The 20782-nt window shown below is 43.5% G+C and carries 16 protein-coding genes; 1 reads left to right on the forward strand and 15 read right to left on the reverse strand.

Annotation, left to right across the window (positions count from 1 at the left end; translation table 11 throughout):
- Positions 1-47 precede the first annotated feature (47 nt).
- From essC to ADH92_RS07950, 6 genes are all read right to left on the reverse strand, one after another.
- Entirely contained in the window at positions 48-4457 is a 4410-nt protein-coding gene (gene essC, locus ADH92_RS07925; protein WP_049498054.1) for a type VII secretion protein EssC, read from the reverse strand.
- A 3-nt stretch (positions 4458-4460) separates the two neighbouring features.
- Positions 4461-5750, reverse strand: a complete 1290-nt coding sequence (gene essB / locus ADH92_RS07930) for a type VII secretion protein EssB (protein ID WP_049498055.1) — start codon at positions 5748-5750, stop codon at positions 4461-4463.
- A 1-nt stretch (position 5751) separates the two neighbouring features.
- Positions 5752-5994, reverse strand: coding sequence for an EsaB/YukD family protein (locus ADH92_RS07935; protein WP_003013697.1), 243 nt, complete (start codon positions 5992-5994; stop codon positions 5752-5754).
- Positions 5995-6450, reverse strand: a complete 456-nt coding sequence (gene essA / locus ADH92_RS07940; RefSeq protein ID WP_049498056.1) for a type VII secretion protein EssA — start codon at positions 6448-6450, stop codon at positions 5995-5997.
- Entirely contained in the window at positions 6447-9470 is a 3024-nt protein-coding gene (esaA, locus tag ADH92_RS07945) for a type VII secretion protein EsaA (RefSeq protein WP_049498057.1), read from the reverse strand. Before esaA ends, essA begins: the two co-directional genes overlap by 4 nt.
- Positions 9471-9601: 131 nt before the next feature.
- Positions 9602-9889, reverse strand: coding sequence for a WXG100 family type VII secretion target (locus ADH92_RS07950; RefSeq protein ID WP_049498058.1), 288 nt, complete (start codon positions 9887-9889; stop codon positions 9602-9604).
- A gap of 486 nt (positions 9890-10375) precedes the next feature.
- Here ADH92_RS07950 and ADH92_RS07955 point away from each other — a divergent pair, with 486 nt between their 5' ends.
- Complete coding sequence (locus ADH92_RS07955) at positions 10376-10936, forward strand: hypothetical protein (protein WP_049498059.1); 561 nt, start codon at positions 10376-10378, stop codon at positions 10934-10936.
- A 53-nt stretch (positions 10937-10989) separates the two neighbouring features.
- Here the strand turns inward: ADH92_RS07955 and ADH92_RS07960 are convergent, their stop codons facing one another.
- From ADH92_RS07960 to ADH92_RS08000, 9 genes are all read right to left on the reverse strand, one after another.
- The gene (locus ADH92_RS07960) at positions 10990-12840 is read right to left on the reverse strand and encodes a proline--tRNA ligase (protein ID WP_003009975.1); all 1851 of its coding nucleotides are present in this window, start codon (positions 12838-12840) and stop codon (positions 10990-10992) included.
- Between the two features lie 15 nt (positions 12841-12855).
- Positions 12856-14115 (reverse strand): RIP metalloprotease RseP, encoded by a 1260-nt coding sequence (gene rseP / locus ADH92_RS07965; RefSeq protein WP_049482393.1) that lies wholly within the window; start codon positions 14113-14115, stop codon positions 12856-12858.
- A gap of 36 nt (positions 14116-14151) precedes the next feature.
- Positions 14152-14955 carry a phosphatidate cytidylyltransferase gene (locus tag ADH92_RS07970; RefSeq protein WP_023919527.1) on the reverse strand — a complete coding sequence of 268 codons (804 nt, stop codon included), beginning with the start codon at positions 14953-14955 and terminating at the stop codon, positions 14152-14154.
- Positions 14956-14964: 9 nt separating this feature from the next.
- Positions 14965-15714 (reverse strand): isoprenyl transferase, encoded by a 750-nt coding sequence (locus tag ADH92_RS07975; RefSeq protein WP_049498060.1) that lies wholly within the window; start codon positions 15712-15714, stop codon positions 14965-14967.
- Between the two features lie 154 nt (positions 15715-15868).
- Complete coding sequence (yajC, locus tag ADH92_RS07980) at positions 15869-16195, reverse strand: preprotein translocase subunit YajC (RefSeq protein ID WP_003004444.1); 327 nt, start codon at positions 16193-16195, stop codon at positions 15869-15871.
- Between the two features lie 156 nt (positions 16196-16351).
- Entirely contained in the window at positions 16352-16597 is a 246-nt protein-coding gene (locus ADH92_RS07985) for a hypothetical protein (protein ID WP_003009969.1), read from the reverse strand.
- A gap of 225 nt (positions 16598-16822) precedes the next feature.
- Positions 16823-18952: an AAA family ATPase gene (locus ADH92_RS07990; protein WP_023919529.1), complete on the reverse strand. Its 2130-nt coding sequence runs from the start codon at positions 18950-18952 to the stop codon at positions 16823-16825.
- 358 nt (positions 18953-19310) lie between these two features.
- Positions 19311-20075: an amino acid ABC transporter ATP-binding protein gene (locus tag ADH92_RS07995; RefSeq protein WP_049498061.1), complete on the reverse strand. Its 765-nt coding sequence runs from the start codon at positions 20073-20075 to the stop codon at positions 19311-19313.
- Positions 20076-20094: 19 nt separating this feature from the next.
- A complete protein-coding gene (locus tag ADH92_RS08000; RefSeq protein WP_049498062.1) occupies positions 20095-20781 on the reverse strand; it encodes an amino acid ABC transporter permease in 687 nt (228 codons plus the stop codon).
- Between the last annotated feature and the right edge of the window lies 1 nt (position 20782).

A 20782-nucleotide genomic window follows, 5' to 3' on the forward strand; every position in this document is an offset into this window, starting at 1 on the left:
ATTACAATGTTCACTATTGACTCGTGATTGCGTCTTTAATCATGCGTTTAGCGCATCAATCCCTTGATCTTAATGTATGTACTCTCACAAATAAAATAATGGACTTGTTTTTCTAATATAGACTCTCGTAGAGGTTTCTTTGCAACAGGTACAACGGTTTGATCATTGAGTCTCATGCTTACCAAGGCTTGTTTGAAACCTTTTGCTAAGCGCAACGGTGCCTCGATATTACGAGAAATACTTTGGTTCGTTATTACAATTGATGCATAGCCAACAAATAGACCTTGTTTAAAGATAAACTCTAGTCTCTTCTGTGCAATAGGTGTTAGATTTCCAATGATCTCCGTTACATTATAAAGAACAATAGTAGCTACTTGTTCCGTCAATCCTTCTTGGATACGTTTATTTATCTCATTTTCAAGTAGTTCCAACCTATTTTCTATATCTTGTATTACATTCTCACAGATAACTTTCTTATCAAATCTTTCTAAGTTTAGTTTAGAAAATTGTGGCGCCAACACAATTACCTTTTGCTTGCTGCGAGCAATTTGTTTAACGAATTGTGTCATCTGCTCTTCTTTGTCTGTCAGATAGAGAAGGTTGCCTTTCTTGAGATCCCATGTCACAGGCTCAACTGTTTCCAGATCCAATCCGAGTGGCACTTTTCCTTCATCCAGCAAGGCTGCTACATCCTCACGTCCATAGAAGGTTGCTTCTGTCAACTCATCTGGCACCATTGGGATGCCTGCTGGTGTGCGGCCTGTCCACATCTCTTTAAGACTTTGGACTTGGTCTCGGAGGTTGTTGATGATTTGGATATCATTGTCCCCTGCGACTGGTAGGGCGAACTGGACGACATCGACTTCGTCACGCTTCATGAGAGCGCGTCCCTTGATGTCTTCCATAGTAGACGCCAGTGGGGTTGCTCCCACGATACCGCGGACTTCAGAGAAATCATTTTGTGGCAAGGTCAGCTGGTGCTTGAAGTTTGAATAGAGTTGAGCCCGTAGGTTGTTCTGACGGCTAGCTGTGATGATCAAGTGCACACCGATGCTGAGACCTTCACGGGAGATCCGCATGAAGAGCTTGAAGAGGTCTGTCTCATAAGGCTCGTCCTTCATAGACTCATAACTATCCATGAGGATGACCATGGTTGGCTCTTGCTTACCGGTCACTTCACGGTAGAGGGCGATGGTGCCGACACCATGCTCCGAGAGGAGCTTCTTACGGCGATCCAACTCGCGATTGATGATTCGGATGAATTTCTGGATTTTCTCCGTCTGATCCAGCAAGAGGCTATCGGCCACATGCGGCAATTGAGTCAAGGGTGCTAAACCGTTGGTCCCGAAATCCAGCAGGTACATGGTCAGGTTTTCTGGACTCTGCTTACGAGCTAGATCCATTGCGGCAGTCTGTAGGAAAGTGGTCTTTCCTGTACTTGGACTTCCGTAAAGGAGGATATTGCCATCTTTTGATAGGTCGATAGCGACAGCTTCTTGCTTTTGCGCTTGCGGGATATCGGCGACCCCGATTAGGACGCTTGGAGCTGTCCGTTTTTGCCAAGCCTCGATCGGCACGACCTTGTCCAACTCATCCAGCGTGATCCGCTCTTTGAGCGGTGGCAACCACGGTTGGGCCACAGCTGCGATCCCTTCTTGTTGGTGCAAGTGGTTGATTTCCTGCACGATGACATCCAGCTCTGTTGGCACTTCCTTGATTTCTTCTGCCATATCCAGACCGGATAGGTCTTGGTTGAGGACTTCGTATTGGCCCAGTTCATTAATCAAATAGATGGTATGGTCTTCGATCCCTAGCTGATCTTTCTCAGGCTGATAGTCTGCTCCTGACCAAGCGGTTTGGAAGAGTTCATAGACTTCGTTATTTCCGACTTGGAGGTAGGCACGACCGGTTTGGGTGATCTCAGCCGCATCTGCCGTCCGCAGCATCTCCATAGAGTCACCACGGTCTGCCACCTTGAGGGCTAGCTTGAAGCGGGAGTTGGACCAGATCTGGTCATCCACGACCCCAGAAGGTTTTTGCGTCGCAAGGATCAAGTGTACCCCGAGGGAACGCCCGACACGCGCGATAGAGACCAATTCCTTGATGAAGTCAGGTTGGTTGACCTTGAGTTCGGCGAACTCATCACTGATTAAGAAGAGGTGAGGTAGCGGTTCTGTCGCTTCACCCAGTTTAAATTTCTTTTGATATTGGTTGATATGGTTAACCCCATATTGACCAAAGAGCCGCTCCCGACGATGGATCTCCGCATTGATAGAGGCTAGGGCCCGCATAGACTGGGCACCATCCAAGTTGGTGATGGTCCCAAGCAAGTGAGGCAGATCCTTGAAGAGGTTGGCCATTCCCCCACCCTTGTAGTCGATGAGGAGGAAAGCCACATCATGTGGATGGAAGTTGACAGCAAGGCTCAGGATATAAGACTGAATGGTTTCAGACTTACCGGAACCGGTTGTCCCTGCGATCAAGCCGTGTGGTCCATGGGCTTTTTCATGGAGATTGAGGTAGACCAAATCGTCCTTCCCGCGCAGACCGATCGGCACGGCCAAACTTTGGTAAGGGGCATGGCTCTCCCAACGACTCAAGACCTTGAGGTCATTGAAAGTTTCCGCTTGGTACATTTCAAGGAAGGTCACCGAGTCTGGAATCGAGCTCTTGAGCTGTTGGATATGTTTCAGTGGGGCTAGGCCGCGCGAGATGGCTTCCTTGTCATAGCCTTCAGGGAAGTGATCCAATTGAAAGTCAAGCTCCCGAAGAACCCCTTCTTGCAAGAGCAATTGCCCTTGGTTACGGTCCTTGATAGAGATAACGGTTTGGATATTTTCAGAAAGTGATGAGAGCACGTCTGCCACATAGATGATGGAGCAGCCGAGCTCTGTCGGATCCTCACGGAAGAACTCCATGATGACATGGTCCAAAATCAAAGTCTCATCGGTGATGAGGACCACATAGTGAGGATGGAAGATCTTGGTATCATTGGCTTTTTCTTCCTCTTTTTGCGCCTTGCGGAGCTTGAGGATCTGGTTGAGACTGTTCAAGACCTGATCGCGTGTCCGCTGATTGTAGACGAAGCTACGGACATTCATGTCTTGCAGAGTTGCATGAGGCAACCAGCGCATCCAATCCCAGCTTTCTTTTTCTTCTTCTGGAATGATCGGAATAATGGTCAGATCATGATAAGAGTGAAAGACAGCCAATTGGGCAACGAGGAGTTGCAACTGCTCTAACACGATAGGACGAGGACCGACATACCCTACAGGTCCCCGATTAAGGCTAGCTACAATCGGAAGATTGTCGATCTTTTGGTGAGCTTGGAAAAGAGCGTAGCCTTCTTCTTCCAAGGCATCTTTCTTCCCACTACGCTCTTCCTGACCATATTTGAGCTCATAGCTGGTTGGAACCTTGCCCAAGCCCAAGCGATAGGCCAAAAAATCAAAATGAAGGGGTGTTTTTTCGTAGATCCGCGAATCATAGCGTTTGACCATCTTTGTCAAGTCTTCAATCGCTGGGAAATGGTAAAACATGCCTTCTCGTTGTTTCCGAGATAGCTGTTCCAAGTCCTTGGCCTTATCCTTGAGATAGAGATGGTAGAGCTCCACACGCTCTTTCTTGTCTTCTTTGTATTTCTTACGATTCTTGAAGAATCCTTGAACCGAAAAGATCACACTAACCACAGACATGGATACTGTCGCGATGATATAGAGACCCCGCGGTTGGAAAATGGTGATCAAGAGAGTCACCCCAACCATGATGAGGGGTGGCATGATCAACTTCAAGAGTTCATCTGATGGCTTTTGAGGCTCCGCTCCCGGAGGATTGATCAAGATCTTGTCTTCCGAACTCCGGTAGATGATCCGCGGAGAACGGTGGTACTCTGGATAGTCCTTGTAGAAGTCATAGCGTGAATGCAAACGCGGCACTAGATAAGGACTTACTTCTACAGCCCCTTCCACGCCAAATTCTTCTGGATAGAGCTTAAAGGTCACATCTCCAATGGCCAGCTCATCCCCAAAGGCCAGTGGAAAAGTCGCTTCACTGACGAGTTTATGGTTATGGTAGAGTTTTCCAGATAAGAGCTGACAAGTCCAAGTCTGCTCTTTTTTCACAAGGAGAAAGCGTACTGGATAGTGCAAGCGCACATCCGCACCCTTTTCATCTGCTACGAGGATTTCTTCCTTGTCTAGCAGTTCATAGGTATGGACTTCACCTGTCGCCAAGTAGCAGACCACATCCCCAAGGATCTTGCTATTTTCAAGCACGCCCTTGTCTTCACCATACTGGTAGGAGATTTCCCCTTGACTCCATTGGAAATGAAGGGGATTTTCTTGCGAAGCCAGGGTCAACTGAGCTGTTTCTTGATTCGATACGGTCGCTGTTTTTCCCTCTTCTAGCGCTAGCTCATAGCGAAAACCTTTTTTATAGAGTATGATACGTTTTTTCATAGACTACTCCTTATGGTCACTAGACTCAGTCGAGCTTGCAGTTGTAGAAGACAAGCTTTCTGTTGAGGAGCCTTCTGTAGACGAAGCCGTTGTTGAGCTGCTAGTGGAAACTTTGGTTTCATCTGTCTCTGCTTCCAAGAGTTTAGAGCGGGCATCCCAGTATTTCTTGTATTCGCCTTCTAACTCAGAGAGTTTCTTCTCGCGCTGTTCACCAGAGAGTTTTTCGCTATCACGTGTCGCCTTGATTTCTTTACGAAGGGCATAGATGATCAAGTCTGAATCGTCGATCCGCTTGGCTGTATCCAGCGCTTGGGTAAAGTCATGACGGCCGATATAGATCCAGTAGTGGAGATAGAGGCTATCTGACTTGAGTGTGACGTTGTTAAGGATGACCTTCTTTTGCTCCTCTGAGAAATTCAAGCCTTGTAAATAAGACGTTGCCAACTCATATTTCTGTGTCGTTGGAAGACTGCTTGGAGCCACTCCCTCCAACTCATCGATCACACCGGTGTAGTCTACCTTGAGATAGGCTGTATCCGCTTGAAGCAACTTTTCTTTAAAGGGTGCTTGGAAAAAGACCAAATAAATCAAAGGCAAGAGTAAGAGGGCCACTACAGCTGAAAGCCACACTGTTGCCAACTTAAAGATTCGGTGTTGACGGCTTGAAACCAAGGTCAAGGTCTTTTCTTCCTCTTCCTTGCGTTCTTTGTAGGCTTTCTCTAAGAGAACTTTCATCTCTTCTAAGCTCGCAGCATCACGAATTTCCACCAAGAAATCAGGTAGATCTTCTAATTCAAGTGTCCCTTGATAGAGCTCCATGAAATCCCAGTCCCCAAAAAGAGTGACCGCATAGCACTTGGCCTGACGCAAGAATTCCACTTGATCCCACCTGCGTGGCACCATCATCCCCGGAACTCCACGGTAAGCGATCTTGACTTGCGCATCCTTGGTCACAAACAAATTGATGGGATGCACCACAAAGGTCACCGGAAGCTCCAAGGCTGGCGCCAAATCCAAGACATTGATAGCTAGACGCAGACGGTCTGAAACCGGTAATTTCTTGATTTCTTCAGCACTCAAGCCTAGCGCATCAGTCTGATAGGTCAGATGAATCTGGTCTTGATCCGCTGTCATGCTTTGCTCTAAAAACAAGGGATGATGGAGATCCAAAATCCATAAATTGCGTAAATCCTGGCTATCCACTTCTGAACGCTTGAGGTCCAGCCGCCAGCTCGTTTCTTCTTTTTCAAAACGGAAGACTTGTTCTTCCAGTGTAAATTGTTCTTCTTTCACCTTACCACTCCTCAATTTCGATCAGATCACCACTCGTGATCGGATACTCTTGTACCACCTTGCCTTCATCCAGCAAGATGCCTTTATTTACCACGCGCAACTGATACTTGCTTCTAGGCTCCATGGCAGATCCAAAGATCTGATCCAATTCCCGAATCAAGCGTCGCACCTCCATCCGCGTTGGGATTCGGAGGTCATGGCTTGCACCATTCATACGGAAGGTGACATTGATATGTTGGTCCATTTAGGCCTCTTTTCTATAGATTCGATAGGAAATATAGCCAGCAATCCCAAAGAGAAGGGCACTCCAAGCCAGCATTTGCAAGGCTGGAATAAAATCCGCCAAGCTGGCCGAATTGTCCCCCACATTGGACTCGAATTTAGATAATTTTTGATTTTCAGGCTGGAACAGGTCCGCTTCAGGCTCTGTTTTTTTCTTTCCCTTTATAGCAGAAAACAACTGGCCGTCTGAATCGGTCAATTGTTTCTCTTGCTTGCGTTTTTCATCTGCTAATTTTTTCTGATCCTTCTCATTGAAAAGAGACTCAGTGGCATCCAATTGGCCACCAAGTGTCTTTTCCTCTTCTGTCTCAAGACGTGAGTTGTTGACCTGCAGACGATTATCAATAAAATCATCTGCAGAAACAACAGCTACTGGCAAGAGACTAAAGACAAAGAGAAGATACATCATTTTTTTCATAAGCTTGATTCAATTTCCTTTGTTTGAGTAAACTTCTTTGGAAGGAAGATGTTGGCAACAGTCAAAAGGCCGAAGAAAACCAACAATCCAAAGAAGACGGTAAATCCAGCTGTTTGTCCATCAAAGTAACCCGCAAACTGTCCTTCTAGAATAGAGAGGAGGTTAATATTTTTCACAAATGCTGGAAGGCCCGACAAGGTCGCAGTCGTTCCGATCGCGCTTGATAGGTAGACATAGCTGATCAACATGAAGAAGGCCAGTCCCATTCCAATCACACGGAAGTGTTTCAAGAGAAGGTATTGCAGTTGTACCAATACAAACCCCGCCAATACTGCTAGTAACACCCACGAAGGAACATATTCACGACCAACAGAGAGTTGGATACTTGAAATCATTCCGATCACAAGTCCAAGGATAAGGGAAAGTCCTACAAGGACACCGACAGTTAAGAGATCCGATTCTTGCAAACGATTCAATTTGAAACGGTCTTTCACCTTGCGAATAATTGGTTGCGTCGCAAAGAGATAAGCTGTAAAGAGGCTCAAGACTTCCAACATAAAGATCCAGATAAATGGACGGTAGACATTGATGGTCGCTTTCACAGAAGAAGATTTCTCTGCAACTGGATTTGACAAGAAGTCGAGCAAGACTTCATTCGGTACTCCGTTTTCATAGGCATTGTTGAAGACTTTACGGAAGGCTTCGACGAAGTTCCCGTTTTCAGACAATTCCTTGTCGAATTCACCCATCAAACTTTCCGCATTACTAGACAATTTCTCTGTATTGCCTTGGGCTTTTTCCAATTCTTTGTTCAATTGGCTAAAGATTTCATTGGTAGAGTTAGCAGCTTCTACATTGCTACGAGACGAGCTCTTGACGCCTTCTGTCGAGCTCAATAATGACGTGTATTCAGAACCAAGAGCTGACAAATCTGCATCGGTCTTGGTTTGAGCCTGTGTCACTGTTTCTTGTGCAGCTGAGATAGCTTCTAAGCGTTTTTGAAGGTCTGCATACTGCGCCAATTGATCGTTGATATTTTGGGTCAGATCTTTGTTGGTGTTTTCGATTGCTTGAAGATTGGCCTGCAATTGTGGTCCCAACTCTTGCAACTGTTGGAGTGTACCATCTAACTGGGCTTTCACACTCTTCGTTGCATCCCCAGATTCATCCGTTTCAATACTCTTACGGTAGTCCTTCATGTTACTTGAAACAGCAGCCTTCACGATGTCGACCAAAGCGTTTGTCAAATCCATATCTTCGATTGGATCATAGAGTGAATGACGAACATGGTTGTCATCTTCTGGATAGTAGGCATCGATCAATGCTCCTGCGCGTTGATAATCCAAGGCGATTTCACTAGCTTTCGATGCATAGTTAGCGACAGCTGTTTTCAAATCTTCTGCTGATACCGTCACACTGGTTGAAGAAACCCCATTGACAAGGACTTCAACATCAATCGCGCTTGGCATGGCTCCTCCATCTTCAACAAGGTGAATTTGAATTTGTTTGCCATCTTTCAGTTCGACTTCCTGATCGCCGCTACCTGCATAAGTATGTCCATCATAGGTCCAAGTATCAACCTTGACTCCTGCTGGCACTTGGATGCTAACCTTCTGTTTTCCAGATTTAGCATTAAGGACATCCGCAACTGCCGTTGATTTGGCATCCACTTCAGTAGCCAATCGTTTCAAGTCACCGGCGTTCCCTTTTGGATGCGCCTTTGTTCCAGCAAAAGCACTATCAAAATTAATCGCTGCGTTGAGATTTCCATACTTATTCAAATTCAGACTAGCAGGATCTAAAGACGGAAGTTTTTCAATTGCGTTACGAATGTCCGCATCTGCCTTATCACGTGCCTCACTTAAGGTCTTGATAGTCGTCTTTCCAAGCAAGGTACGAAGAGTGACTTTGTCTCCTTCTTTTAGACCATAGTAGTCAAGGATCTTCGCTTTTACAGAAGACTCGATGTTCTTTTCGTGATCATCTAATTTGTCGCGTTCTGCCTTGATCCCTTTTTCGAGGTCTGCCACACGATCATTCACATCCTTAGTCAAACTTGCATAAGTCTTGGTAGCTGAAGGATCTCCTTCACCCTCCGCCGGCTGACTCAATTGTTTGGTAATCGCTTCTTGATTTTGTTGCAACCTCTTGTACAAGTCCTGAGTTTTTTCACTGACAACAGACTGATTCATAGCCATCAATTGGTTCATGAATTCTTCATGGCTGATCTTATCCGCAGAACGTTGCTTAATCAACAAATCAAAATTTTGACCGTACTGATCTTGAGATTGGCTCAATTGATCAAAGGCCTGTGTATAGGATTCAAGGGCTGTCTTCAGAGCATTGTTGGACTCAACGGATGAGGTAGACAAGCTATAGAGACCTGGGAAGATATTCTTGGAATCTAAAGCCGATTCCAACAAGTTACTCCGGTAAGAACCAATGTTGGTCGATTGGATTTTATTGCTTGTCTCTACGTTCTTTTGAGCTGTATAAAGATTGCTTAAAATGCTGACCATATACATATCGACCAGTTGGCTATTCAAGTCTGAAACAATATCCTTGGCAACTTTAGTTGCCTCATTTTCAACTTGAGAATTTCCAGCAGCATTGACCTTATAAGTAACGGTGGTCTTCTCTGCATTAACCGCATTCACTTCCAAGACCTTCTCTGAGAAGTCACTTGGAATGACGATCATCAACTGGTACTTGCCATCTGCAAGCCCTGACTCAGCAGCTCCACGAGGGAGTACAGACCAGTTTTGCGAATTATCCCGTTCGATATTCTTTACATAGCTAGCCCCAAGGTTATATTCTTTATCATTCAGTTTGACCGCCTTGTCTTCATTGACAACCGCAATGTTGAGCTTGGTGTTTTCTGTCGTTTGCACGGTCTTTGCTTCGTTTTGCTTTTGGTCCTTTTGAACAGTGGTATAAAGACCCACGACAGATCCCATCAAAAGGAGCACAACCGCACTCTGACCGATGTATTTTAACCATTTTTTATTTTTAACTTCCATACCTTTTCCTTTTTCTAATTCATAGATACAAAATAGGGGTTAGGAATTAAGAATCTAACCCCTATTTTCTATATATCAAAAGACAAAAGGGTGATCTACCTACAAGAAGTAAGATCACCTCCAAGACTATCTTAGTGGATTTGTGCAGCGATATCTTGGTCAGTTTGTTCAACGATATCAGCAACTTTGATCAATTGACCGTTGATATCTTCCAACAATTGAGCGAATTGTTTGATTTTTGGAGACAATTCGTTGAATTGTGCTTCAAAGCTATCAAATGCAGATCCATCCCAGTTTGCGTCGATGACTTGTTGTTCATGTGTCAAAGTGTTAAGGATTTGATCGATTTCTTGAGAACCTTGTGCATAGCGTTGTGCTGATTGACGTAGTTCTTCTGGAGTTAATTTAATTTGAGTCATATGTTTCTCCTTTTTGGGCTGATACCCTTATATTTTTCATAAACAACACATTTAGTACGAATTAGTAAAATTCCAGATAATTGTATATTTTACCTTTTACTCCCTATTTGTATCATTTACTTAAAAATATCTTAATGAAATATTGCAAGAAAGTCAAGTTTAAAGGGCTAACTGATAAAACTTTGTAACTTTGTCACAGTTTCGAAATGTTTTGTCATGAAATTGTAATGTTTTTCCTAAAACCTTTGCCCCAGTAGTCTTTACATAGTATTATTTTCATGAACAAAATTAGACACTCCGTATCTTAACATTAACTTGACACTTTTATAAATATTGTTGATATTAAATGTCTTAAACAATAATTTACGCTATTATTGTATATTTTTTCATATAAATGACTTTGAGGTTGGTTTATGGTATAATGAAGACTGTATAGAACTTGTTTTATGCAAGATCGAACACTACTAAAACCTACAAGGAGTTTTTATGAAAAAAATATTATTGACCTCTGTCTGCCTCCTAGCTCTCACCGCATGTAGCCAAGGCCAAGCAGAAAAAGGTAAAACTTCAACAACATCTAGCCAAAGAACTTCCCAAGTGAAAAAAGAAAAAGAAGAGAACGTTCGAACCAAAATTTTCTCCACAGAACTTAACGATCACCATCAAAACAAAATTCAAGTCGGCTACAAAAAAGAAGAAATTGTCTCTTTTACTTTTCTTAGTTTTGAACCCATTTCCTCTGATTTGCAAGACTTGGATCTTTCCGAATTAAAGGAAATCTACCAAGAAGAATTAGAACAGAGCGATATCTATAAAAGCTTAAATGGCAAGCCTGGACTTAGCTTCCGCATTCAAATTTCGAAAGATAAACAATCCTATGCTAAGGTCTTACATGCTGACTTCTCAAAAATCAAGAAAGATGAGTTTGCTTCCATCTACGGAGATCAAGGGGAGGAAGAAACAGCCGAGTTCAAGAAATATCTCAATGGTAAACCACAAGATTTCTTTACTTACATCGAAGATCAAGGACTAAAAGAAGAAAAATAAAAAAGCTTCCTGAGTATCGTCACCACAATGGTGAGATCTCAGAAAGCTTTTTCTTATTTGTTCAAGATTGAAAGGGTTTCAAGGAGATTGTCCGCATGAACTTCGATGGTATCTCCTGTCGCTTTGATTTTCACTTCAACGATGCCTTCAGCTGCTTTCTTACCAACTGTTACGCGGATTGGAAGTCCAATCAAATCACTATCGCTGAATTTGACACCAGCGCGTTCATTTCGGTCATCCACCAAGACTTCGTAGCCTTTATTCACCAAGGCTTCTTCGATCCGATCGGTCAAAGCAAGACTCGCTTCATCCTTGACATTGACTGGAATCAAATGCACATCAAATGGCGCCAATTCTTTAGGGAAGTTAATTCCCCAAGCATAACGGTATTCCCCTTTTGGAGTCTTATTGACAAAGAGGCGTGCATGTTGCTCCATAACGGCTGAAAGAAGACGACTGACACCGATCCCATAGCAGCCCATGATGATTGGAACCGCACGACCGTTTTCGTCCAAAACATCTGCTCCCATGCTAGCGGAGTAGCGTGTGCCGAGTTTGAAAATGTGACCGATTTCGATTCCACGCGCAAAGTTCAAGACTCCTTTCCCATCTGGTGAGATCTCGCCTTCACGAACTTCACGGATATCGACGTATTCTGCAGTAAAGTCACGTCCTGGGTTGACACCAGTCAAGTGGTAGCCTGTTTCATTGGCACCGACTACTGCATTACGGCTGTCTTGGACCTTGCGGTCTGCGATAATCTTAACATTTTCAGGAAGATCAACTGGACCGAGAGAGCCAAAATCAGCTCCCAATAATTCTTTTACTTCCACTTCGGTTGCAGGTTCAAAGAAGTCTGCACCGAGGTGGTTTTTCAACTTCACTTCATTGAGCTGATCATTACCTACGAGAAGGGCAACAACAGGCTCACCATCTGCGATGTAAACCAAAGTCTTGATAGTAGCTTCTTCTGGAACATTCAAGAATGCAGCTACTTCATCAATCGATTTGACACCTGGTGTTTCCACGCGCTTCACTTCTTCTTCCGCCACAACACGGTTACTTGGCTTGTATTCGTTAGTAGCCATTTCCAAGTTGGCAGCATAGGTTGATTCACTTGAATAGGCAATGGTATCTTCCCCAGAGACCATCCATTTGAGCAATTCTGCTTTGATTTCTTCTTGGACTTCTGCTGGGATCTCATCAAAGGAAGCCACTGATTTGTCTAAAACAACCCAACGATCCAAGTCTGTACGAGCAGGTGTAACAGCCATAAACTCTTGGCTATCTTTTCCGCCCATGGCACCACCATCACCGATGATGGCTTTGTAGTCGATGCCACTGCGGGTGAAGATCCGCTCATAAGCTGCTTTGTACTCATCATAAGTGACATCCAAGCTATCGTAGTTCGCATGGAAGCTGTAACCATCTTTCATGATGAACTCACGGGTCCGAAGAAGACCGTTCCGTGGGCGTTTTTCATCGCGGTATTTTGGTTGAATTTGGTAGAGATTCAACGGCAATTGTTTGTAAGATTTTACTGAGTCGCGCACAATAGCGGTAAAGGTTTCTTCGTGAGTTGGACCCAAGATAAAGTCAGAGCCTTCACGGTTTTTCAACTTATAAAGGTCTTCCCCGTAAGTTTCGTAACGACCAGATTCACGCCAGAGATCTGCACTCAAAAGGGCTGGAGCTAGCATTTCTACTGCTCCAATTTTTTCGAATTCTTGGCGCATGATGCCTTTTGCTTTTTCAATCACTCGATTGGCTAATGGCAGATAAGAATAAACACCAGCTGATACTTGGCGAACATAACCTGCACGCAACATCAAAGCATGGCTAATGACTTGGGCATCGCTTGGCATTTCGCGAAGCGTTGGAATCAACATTTTACTTTGTTTCATGGACAATATCCTTTTCTATTTCAAAAATAATTTCATAATATCATTCCAGGTGACAGCAATCATCAAAATAACCATTACAGCTACACCTGCAAGCGTCATATAGGTTTCTACTTCTTGTTTCAATGGCTTTCTCCGGACGACCTCGATCAAATTGATCAAGATTTTCCCGCCATCCAAAGCCGGAATCGGGATTAGATTGAAGATCCCAATATTAATAGAGAGCATAGCCATAAGAGACAAGACTGCTGGAATCCCTAATTGAGCAGCTTGTGAGCTGGCATTGTAGATGGCAACCGGACCACCCAGTTTATTGAGACTAAAGTGGAAAATGATATCTTTCAAAGCTCCCAAAATTCGTGTCGCTGTATTCCAGGTATCTGTAAAACCAGACAAGAGTTTATCCACAAATCCTGTCTTAAGGCCATTTGTCACACCCAGATAGTAACGATTCCCTGACTTGGTTGGCTTCACTTTGACTTCTTTTTCTTGGCCGTCTGTTTTGACTTTCAGGGTCAATTCAGGAGCCGTCTTGCTGTCCTTGGTTGCTTTCTCGACAGCATCTGTCAGTTCATCCCAGTTGCTAACGGTATCGTTGTTGACTTGAAGGATCTGAACATTGCTTTTGACACCGACCTTAGCCAGCGCCCCATCAGGTGCCACCTGAACATTGTTGCTGTAGTAGTCAATCGCACCACCACGCATAAAAGCTAGAAGTGAGTAGACGACAATACTGAGAATAAAGTTGTTCATAGGACCCGCAAAGTTGGTAATCAATCGTCCCCAAATGCTGGCATTCTGATACTGAACATCTCTCGGCGCAATCCGCACTTCTGTCCCATCTTCCTCAACGATGGTCGCATCATGATCAACACTATAGGTCTTGGTCTCATCGAGAACCAAGCCCGTAATTTCCAGTTTATCTTCAAAGTCAAACTGGGTGACATTCATGGGAAGGGCTGTCTGATCCAGATTCTTTCCTGAAAGATTGATCCGGACGACCTTACCAGCCTCATTTAGCGTCAAGCTGACAGGCGTTCCGGTTTTAATCTCAGTTGTGTCCTCACCCCAGCCAGCCATACGAACATAGCCACCTAAAGGTAGAATGCGAATGGTATAAGCTGTTCCATCTTGACCAATATGGGCAAAGATCTTGGGACCCATCCCGATCGAGAATTCTCGCACCAGGATGCCCGATTTTTTTGCAAAATAGAAATGACCAAACTCGTGAACGAGAACGATCACTCCAAAAATAACAATAAAGGCAATAAATTGCATCGTTCTATACGTGGTTTCCTTTCTATTTCTTCTGTCTTAGAACAAGCCCAAGAAATGCATCAAGGGAAAGACAAAAATCAAACTATCAAAGCGGTCTAGAACACCACCATGTCCTGGGATAAATTTCCCAGAATCCTTGACACCAAAGTGGCGTTTGATCGCACTCTCTACGAGGTCGCCAAACTGACCTGCAATGCTAAAGAGGATGGTAAAGAAGATCATAGCAAGAAAACCATGTCCACCCGCCACAGAACGATCCACGATCATATAGATCACAGTTACCGCAACTGCAGACAAGATTCCCCCAAGACTGCCCTCAATCGTTTTATTAGGAGAAACCGCAGGCATGAGCTTGCGTTTCCCAAACCGACTTCCTACTAGATAAGCACCTGAATCTGTAGCCCAGACAATAAAGAGGGCCAATAAGACCTTATCAATACCAGCAATTCGCGCATCTACTAAGGAATGGAAACCAAGTCCAACATAAAAGCTAGAGGCAATGGGATAGACCACGTCTTCATAATTGTAATTCTGAGCAAGAACAGTTGTTCCCATGAGAATCAGGACAACCAAACCATAAGCAATCATATTGCCATCTGCTGGAAGGTAAGGGAGGTAGTCCTCGATCGGCAAGGTCAAAACGAAGGCCGCTAACATGGCTAGCGCTCCTTCAAAGGTCGCTGTCTCAAGCCCCTTCATCTTGAGCAATTCATGAACCCCTAGCATGGCGATCAAGCCAATCACAATCTGGAAGAACACTCCTCCAACCATTACTGTTGGAATGAAAAAGAGCAGGGCAATTCCTCCAAAAATCACACGTTTTTGTAAATCTTTCGTCATCATCTTCTCCTAAACACCACCAAATCTCCGATGGCGATGGCTATATTCTACTATGGCACTTCGTAGTGCTTCATCTCCAAAATCTGGCCACATCACATCTGTGAAATACAACTCGCTATAAGCAGCCTGCCAAGGAAGGAAATTACTCAAACGGATCTCTCCGCTGGTACGGATAATCAAATCCGGATCCCTTAGGACACGTGGCAAACTCTCAGTATAGAGAGAATCTGCGATCATCTCTTCTGTGATATCTTCTGGACTGAACTTCGCATCCAAGACCTCTTGGGCGATCTGCTTCACAGCCTGGGTGATCTCTGCACGTCCACCATAGTTAAGCGCAAAATTCAAGATCAAACCCGTATTGAGGTGGGTCATCGCTTCTGCTCTTTCCAAAGCCTCCAGCGTTTCTTTTGGTAATTTCTTAGTGTCACCAATCATTTGAATCTTGACATTGTTGCGATGCAATTCGGGGACGAAACGATCATAAAACTCGACCGGCAAGTGCATGATGAACTTGACTTCATCTTCAGGGCGTGTCCAGTTTTCCGTAGAAAAGGCATAGACAGTCAAGACCTGAACCCCCATATTTTTTGCTGCAATCGTCACTTCTTGGAGAGCTTCCATCCCCGCCTTATGACCAAAGACACGCGGTTGCATCCGCTTTTTCGCCCAGCGACCATTGCCATCCATAATGATCCCAATGTGTTTCGGGACTTCTAAAGGTATCTCGATTTTTTCTTTTTTCTTAAAACGAAACATGTTTTTCTACCTATTTCAATATTTATCGCTTCATTATACCATAAATCCCCATAAAATAGGGACTCTGGCCTCTTTTTTGAACCAGCAAGGCTTTCCTTCATCACATCGTCCTATTTGCCCACCAAAAAAGAGGCCCTTGCCTCTTCTTTGATGATTATTCTTCGATGGCTGAATCGGCATCTGAACTAGCACCTTCTGTAGCAGTAGCTGAGATTCCTTCTGATACAGGAAGAACTGTTTTGATCGCTCCCAATTCAAAGGTCAGGTAGACACCATCAACATCCAAGACAACGGTCTTGCGATCTGTATCGACTTCATCGATGGTTCCGTACAAGCCACCAATCGTGATGACTTCATTTCCTTTTTGAAGTTTATTCAAACTTTCCATCCGTTTTTGGTACTGTTTCTTTTGGCTACGGCTCATGAAGTACATCAAACCGACCATAAGAACGAGCATAATTAGCAAACTTCCGCCTTGCATATGTTTCTCCTTTAATTTTCATATATGCTATACTATATCAAATTTCGCCCGTCTTTTCAAGTTTTCCCATCCTCTTCAAGTAAAATCAGACTCCAGTCTCAGAGAGGAGGCAAGTTTTGATGAAAAAGAAAAAAACCACGAAAAGTGGGCTACTGACTAGTCAATCGTAATGCCATACTTTTCATGATTCTCATCATACCAATCAATCAAGGCCAAAGCCGTTTGATAGGTAATATTTTTGATTTTACTCGTTCCCTTCGTCAAAGTCGCTAGGCTCATTTTGCTGATGTTTGTTTCAGTTGCGACACGATAGCTCGTCAAGCGACCGTCAACCATCAGTTGAACAACGGCTTCCACTTTTCTGTATTCGGGAGTTGAGTAGATATCAATTGTATTGCTCATCTTACTTCCATTCCTCAAATTTTATTCTTGTATAGATTATATACTTATTTTCTTTATTTATTAATAATTTTGCTCAAATTGGATTAATTTCACTAATTATTGATGTTTTTTTACCCCAAATAGGAGGATTTTGGCCTTATACGGCGAATAATTTCCCCCAGGTGGGAAGAAAAAATAAAGACTGCTATATTATAGCAGCCTCTATTTTTCACAAACTAATTCGCCTTAGTCTGCTTGTTTATCAGTGTTTTCTTCCTTCTTTGTGTCTTTTTCTCTAATCACAAGGACACCATCTTCCATGTCAGCTTCGAGATGTTTGGCATCCAAGTTATCCAAGTGGAAGTCTGTGACTTTGTCACGGATTTGTTGTTCAACTACCCGACGGAGTGGACGAACACCCATCACTTCATCATAACCTTCTTCAGTCATGTATTCTTTAGCTGCATCGCTCACTGCTAAGTCGATTTCTTTCTTAGAAAGGGTCTTATTGACATCTACCAACATCAAATCAACAATCTTAGAAAGATCTTCCTTACTCAAGTGTGAGAATTCAATCACAGCGTTGAAACGGTTCAAGAATTCTGGACGGAAGTAAGGTTTCAAACGATCCATGAGTTCTGGTTTATCCGCATCTTCTGTCAAGTTAGCTTCGTAACCAAAGCCTGCGTTTGAAGTTGCGATAATCACAGTGTTCTTGAAGTTGACCGTGTTCCCTTGACCATCTGTCAAACGACCATCATCCAAGACTTGAAGGAGAAGGGTGATCACTTGAGGATCCGCCTTTTCAATTTCGTCAAGAAGGACGATAGAGTATGGGTTACGGCGAACACGTTCTGTCAAAGTATTGCTATTGTCATCATAACCAACATAACCAGCTGTTGTACCAATCAATTTAGAAACGGCTGTGCGGTCGCTGTATTCTGACATGTCCAAACGGATAATGGCATCTTTGGTACCGAACATATCAAGAGCCAATTGTTTAGCCAACTCAGTCTTACCGACACCAGTAGGACCTACAAAGAGGAAGCTACCGATTGGACGGTTCCCTTCGTCAAATCCTGCACGGTTCCGACGGATAGCACGTGCCACTGCTTCAACGGCTTTATCTTGACCGATAACCTTAGTTTGCAAACGGTGACCCATATCTTTCAAACGTTCGATATCAGTTGCACCCATTTGTGATACTGGAATACCCGTCATCCGTTCTACAGATTCAGCCACATCGTTGATTGTTGCTGTTACTTTATGGTCTTCCGTATGGTTTTCAATTTTCTTTTCAAGTTCTTCGATGCGAACTTTTGCTTTCAAAGCTGCTTCGTAATCTTCTTTAGCCGCAGCTTCTTCTTGTTTGGTTTTTTCTTCTTCAATTTCATGTTCCACAGCGTGGACATCTGTTACAGGATGTTGGGCTGCCAAGTGAGCAGCTGTCACATCGACCAAGTCAATGGCCTTATCAGGCAAACTACGTTGTGGAATGTATTGGATCGAATAATCAACCGCTGCTTTCAAAACTTCATCTGGCAAGATGACATTGTGGTGTTTTTCATAAAGATCACGGATCCCTTGGAGAATCTTGAAAGTATCTTCAGCTGATGGAGCATTGACCTTCACTTCGTTGAAACGACGAGCAAGAGCCGCATTCTTCAAGATGGTGTTACGGTATTCATCTTGAGTAGTTGCCCCAATAACTGTCAATTCCCCACGTGAAAGAGCAGGTTTGATGATATCCGCAAGACCTTTAGAGCCTTGACCATCACCTGTGCTACCTGCACCAAGGATTTGATGGATTTCATCAAAGAAGAGAATAACATTTCCCATAGCCTTGACTTCTTGGATCAGATTTTGAATATTTTCTTCAAAGCTACCACGGTATTGCGTACCAGCTTCTAGACCAGAAATATCAATCGAGATGATTTCTTTGTTCTTGATAGCAGCTGGAACATCCCCGTTCACAATAGCTTGTGCCAAACCTTCTACAACTGCTGTTTTACCAACACCGGCATCCCCTACAAGGACAGGGTTGTTCTTGGTACGACGAGACAAGATTTCAGCAGTTTCTTGAATTTCTTTATTACGTCCGATGACCGGATCCAATTTTCCTTCACGAGCTTCTTCGGTTAAGTTGCGACCAAGTTTTGCAAGGATCCCATCTTGTTTCATTCCTTTACCTTGATGGTGTTGCACTTGCTCGCTTCCTTCATTTGGAAGTTGACCAGTTTGGCGGTAAATAGCGAATTCTTCAGGTGTCACTTCACGACCGTTGATCATGTAGCGACGGCTTTCAGAACGAAAACCACCCATGTTTCCCATTAGTTGATTGAAAAGATCATCCATATTGTTAAAGTTGTTGTTCATATTGTATACCTCTAATTTACATAATTTTAATTCATTCTTGAAAATTAGCAGACCAATTGGCTGCTGTTTGATTGTTTACATAATTTTAATTTATTTATTTAATAATAGCCCTACAGGCTAACAGTATCTATTTTTCCTTTTATCAATTAGTTGTATTAATTCTGGAAATAGCATATCACCATCTCCTTTCCACTATTGATCTTGTAAACCAGTAGGTTTTCCCAACCTCTTTTTGTTTACATAAATTATTATAACGCAGACTGATTCCTTTGTCAACACTTTTTACATAATTTTTTACATTTTTTTAAAAAATTTTTCCAGAATCCAAAAAACACACCCTTACTAGGTGTGTCTCTTGTTAAATCATATATTCGACGCTATAAGTAGCATCAGATAAAATCCGTGAGAGGAATTGTTTGGTTCGCTCTTCCTTTGGACTATTGAAGAATTCATGCGGTTCATTTTCTTCAATGATGTGTCCGCCATCCATAAAGATAACGTGGTTGGCCACATCACGCGCAAAGCCCATCTCATGGGTTACGACAACCATGGTCACTCCTTCTTGGGCCAATTGCTTCATGACATCTAAGACGTCACCAACCAACTCTGGATCTAGCGCTGAAGTCGGCTCGTCTAGCAAGATCACGTCTGGTTTCACTGCGATGGCACGCGCGATTCCGATCCGTTGCTGCTGGCCACCTGACAATTGAGAAGGATAGTAATCCTTGTAAGTGAGGAGACCAACTTTTTCAAGGGCTGATTCTGCCCGTTGGATAGCTTCTTCTTTTGGAATCTTACGGGCTACAACCAGGCCTTCTAAGATATTTTCAAGCGCTGTTTTGTTAGCGAAGAGATTATAATGCTGGAAGACAAAGGCTGTCTTTTGGCGGATTTCTAAAATCTCTTTTTTGCTGAGTTTTGAGAGGTCATACTCTTTTCCACCTAGGGTGAGGTGCCCTGTATCTGCCTTTTCCAAGTGATTGAGGCAGCGAAGGAAGGTTGTTTTTCCTGATCCAGATGAGCCCAAAATAACGACGACATCCCCTTGGTTGACCTTAAGATTAACATCTACCAGGACTTGGTGGTCCTTAAATTTTTTCGATACGTGTTCTACTTCTAACATCTTCTTATTTCTCCTTCTTCTATACGAGTGTCAGGCGTTTTTCTAAGAGATTGAATCCCCACTGAATCACCCCACAAATGACAATATAAAGAATAAAAATCACTAGATAGGATTCAAAATATTGATAGCCATAAGAGGCTTCGACCTTGGCAATGGCGGTGATATCCTTGATCGTCATTACAAAGACAAGGGAGGTTCCTTTGACCAAGTTGATGACCAGGTTACACAGATTGGGAAGGGCTGAACGCAAGGCTTGTGGAAAAACAATGCGGATGTAGGCTTGGCGATTGGTCAAACCAATAGCTTGCGCTGCTTCTAGCTGGCCCTTATCTACGGTCAGAATGGCTGATCGTAGAATTTCAGCAAGACTCCCTGTTGTCATCAAGCTAAAGATGATAAAGGCATAGTAAATGGGATTGATCTCAAAGACATTAAAGTGACTGCCAATACTCTTAAAAAAGCTATTTAAGAGACTGGGAAAGAGACTATAAAAGAAGAGAATCAAGAGAATCGGAGGTGTCGCGCGGATAAAAGCTAAGTAAATCACTGAGAAACTGCGAACACCTTTGACCTTATAAATCTGACCGAGTGCCAAAAAGAGGGCTGGAAGAAAACTCAAGAGAATCGATACGACCATGATCAGAAGGGTCACTGGAACACCACCCAAGGTGGCTAGAAATGCTTTACTAATAAAATTGAAATCCATA

This window comes from Streptococcus parasanguinis (genome assembly GCF_001073155.1).
GTDB classification, from domain to species: domain Bacteria; phylum Bacillota; class Bacilli; order Lactobacillales; family Streptococcaceae; genus Streptococcus; species Streptococcus parasanguinis_D.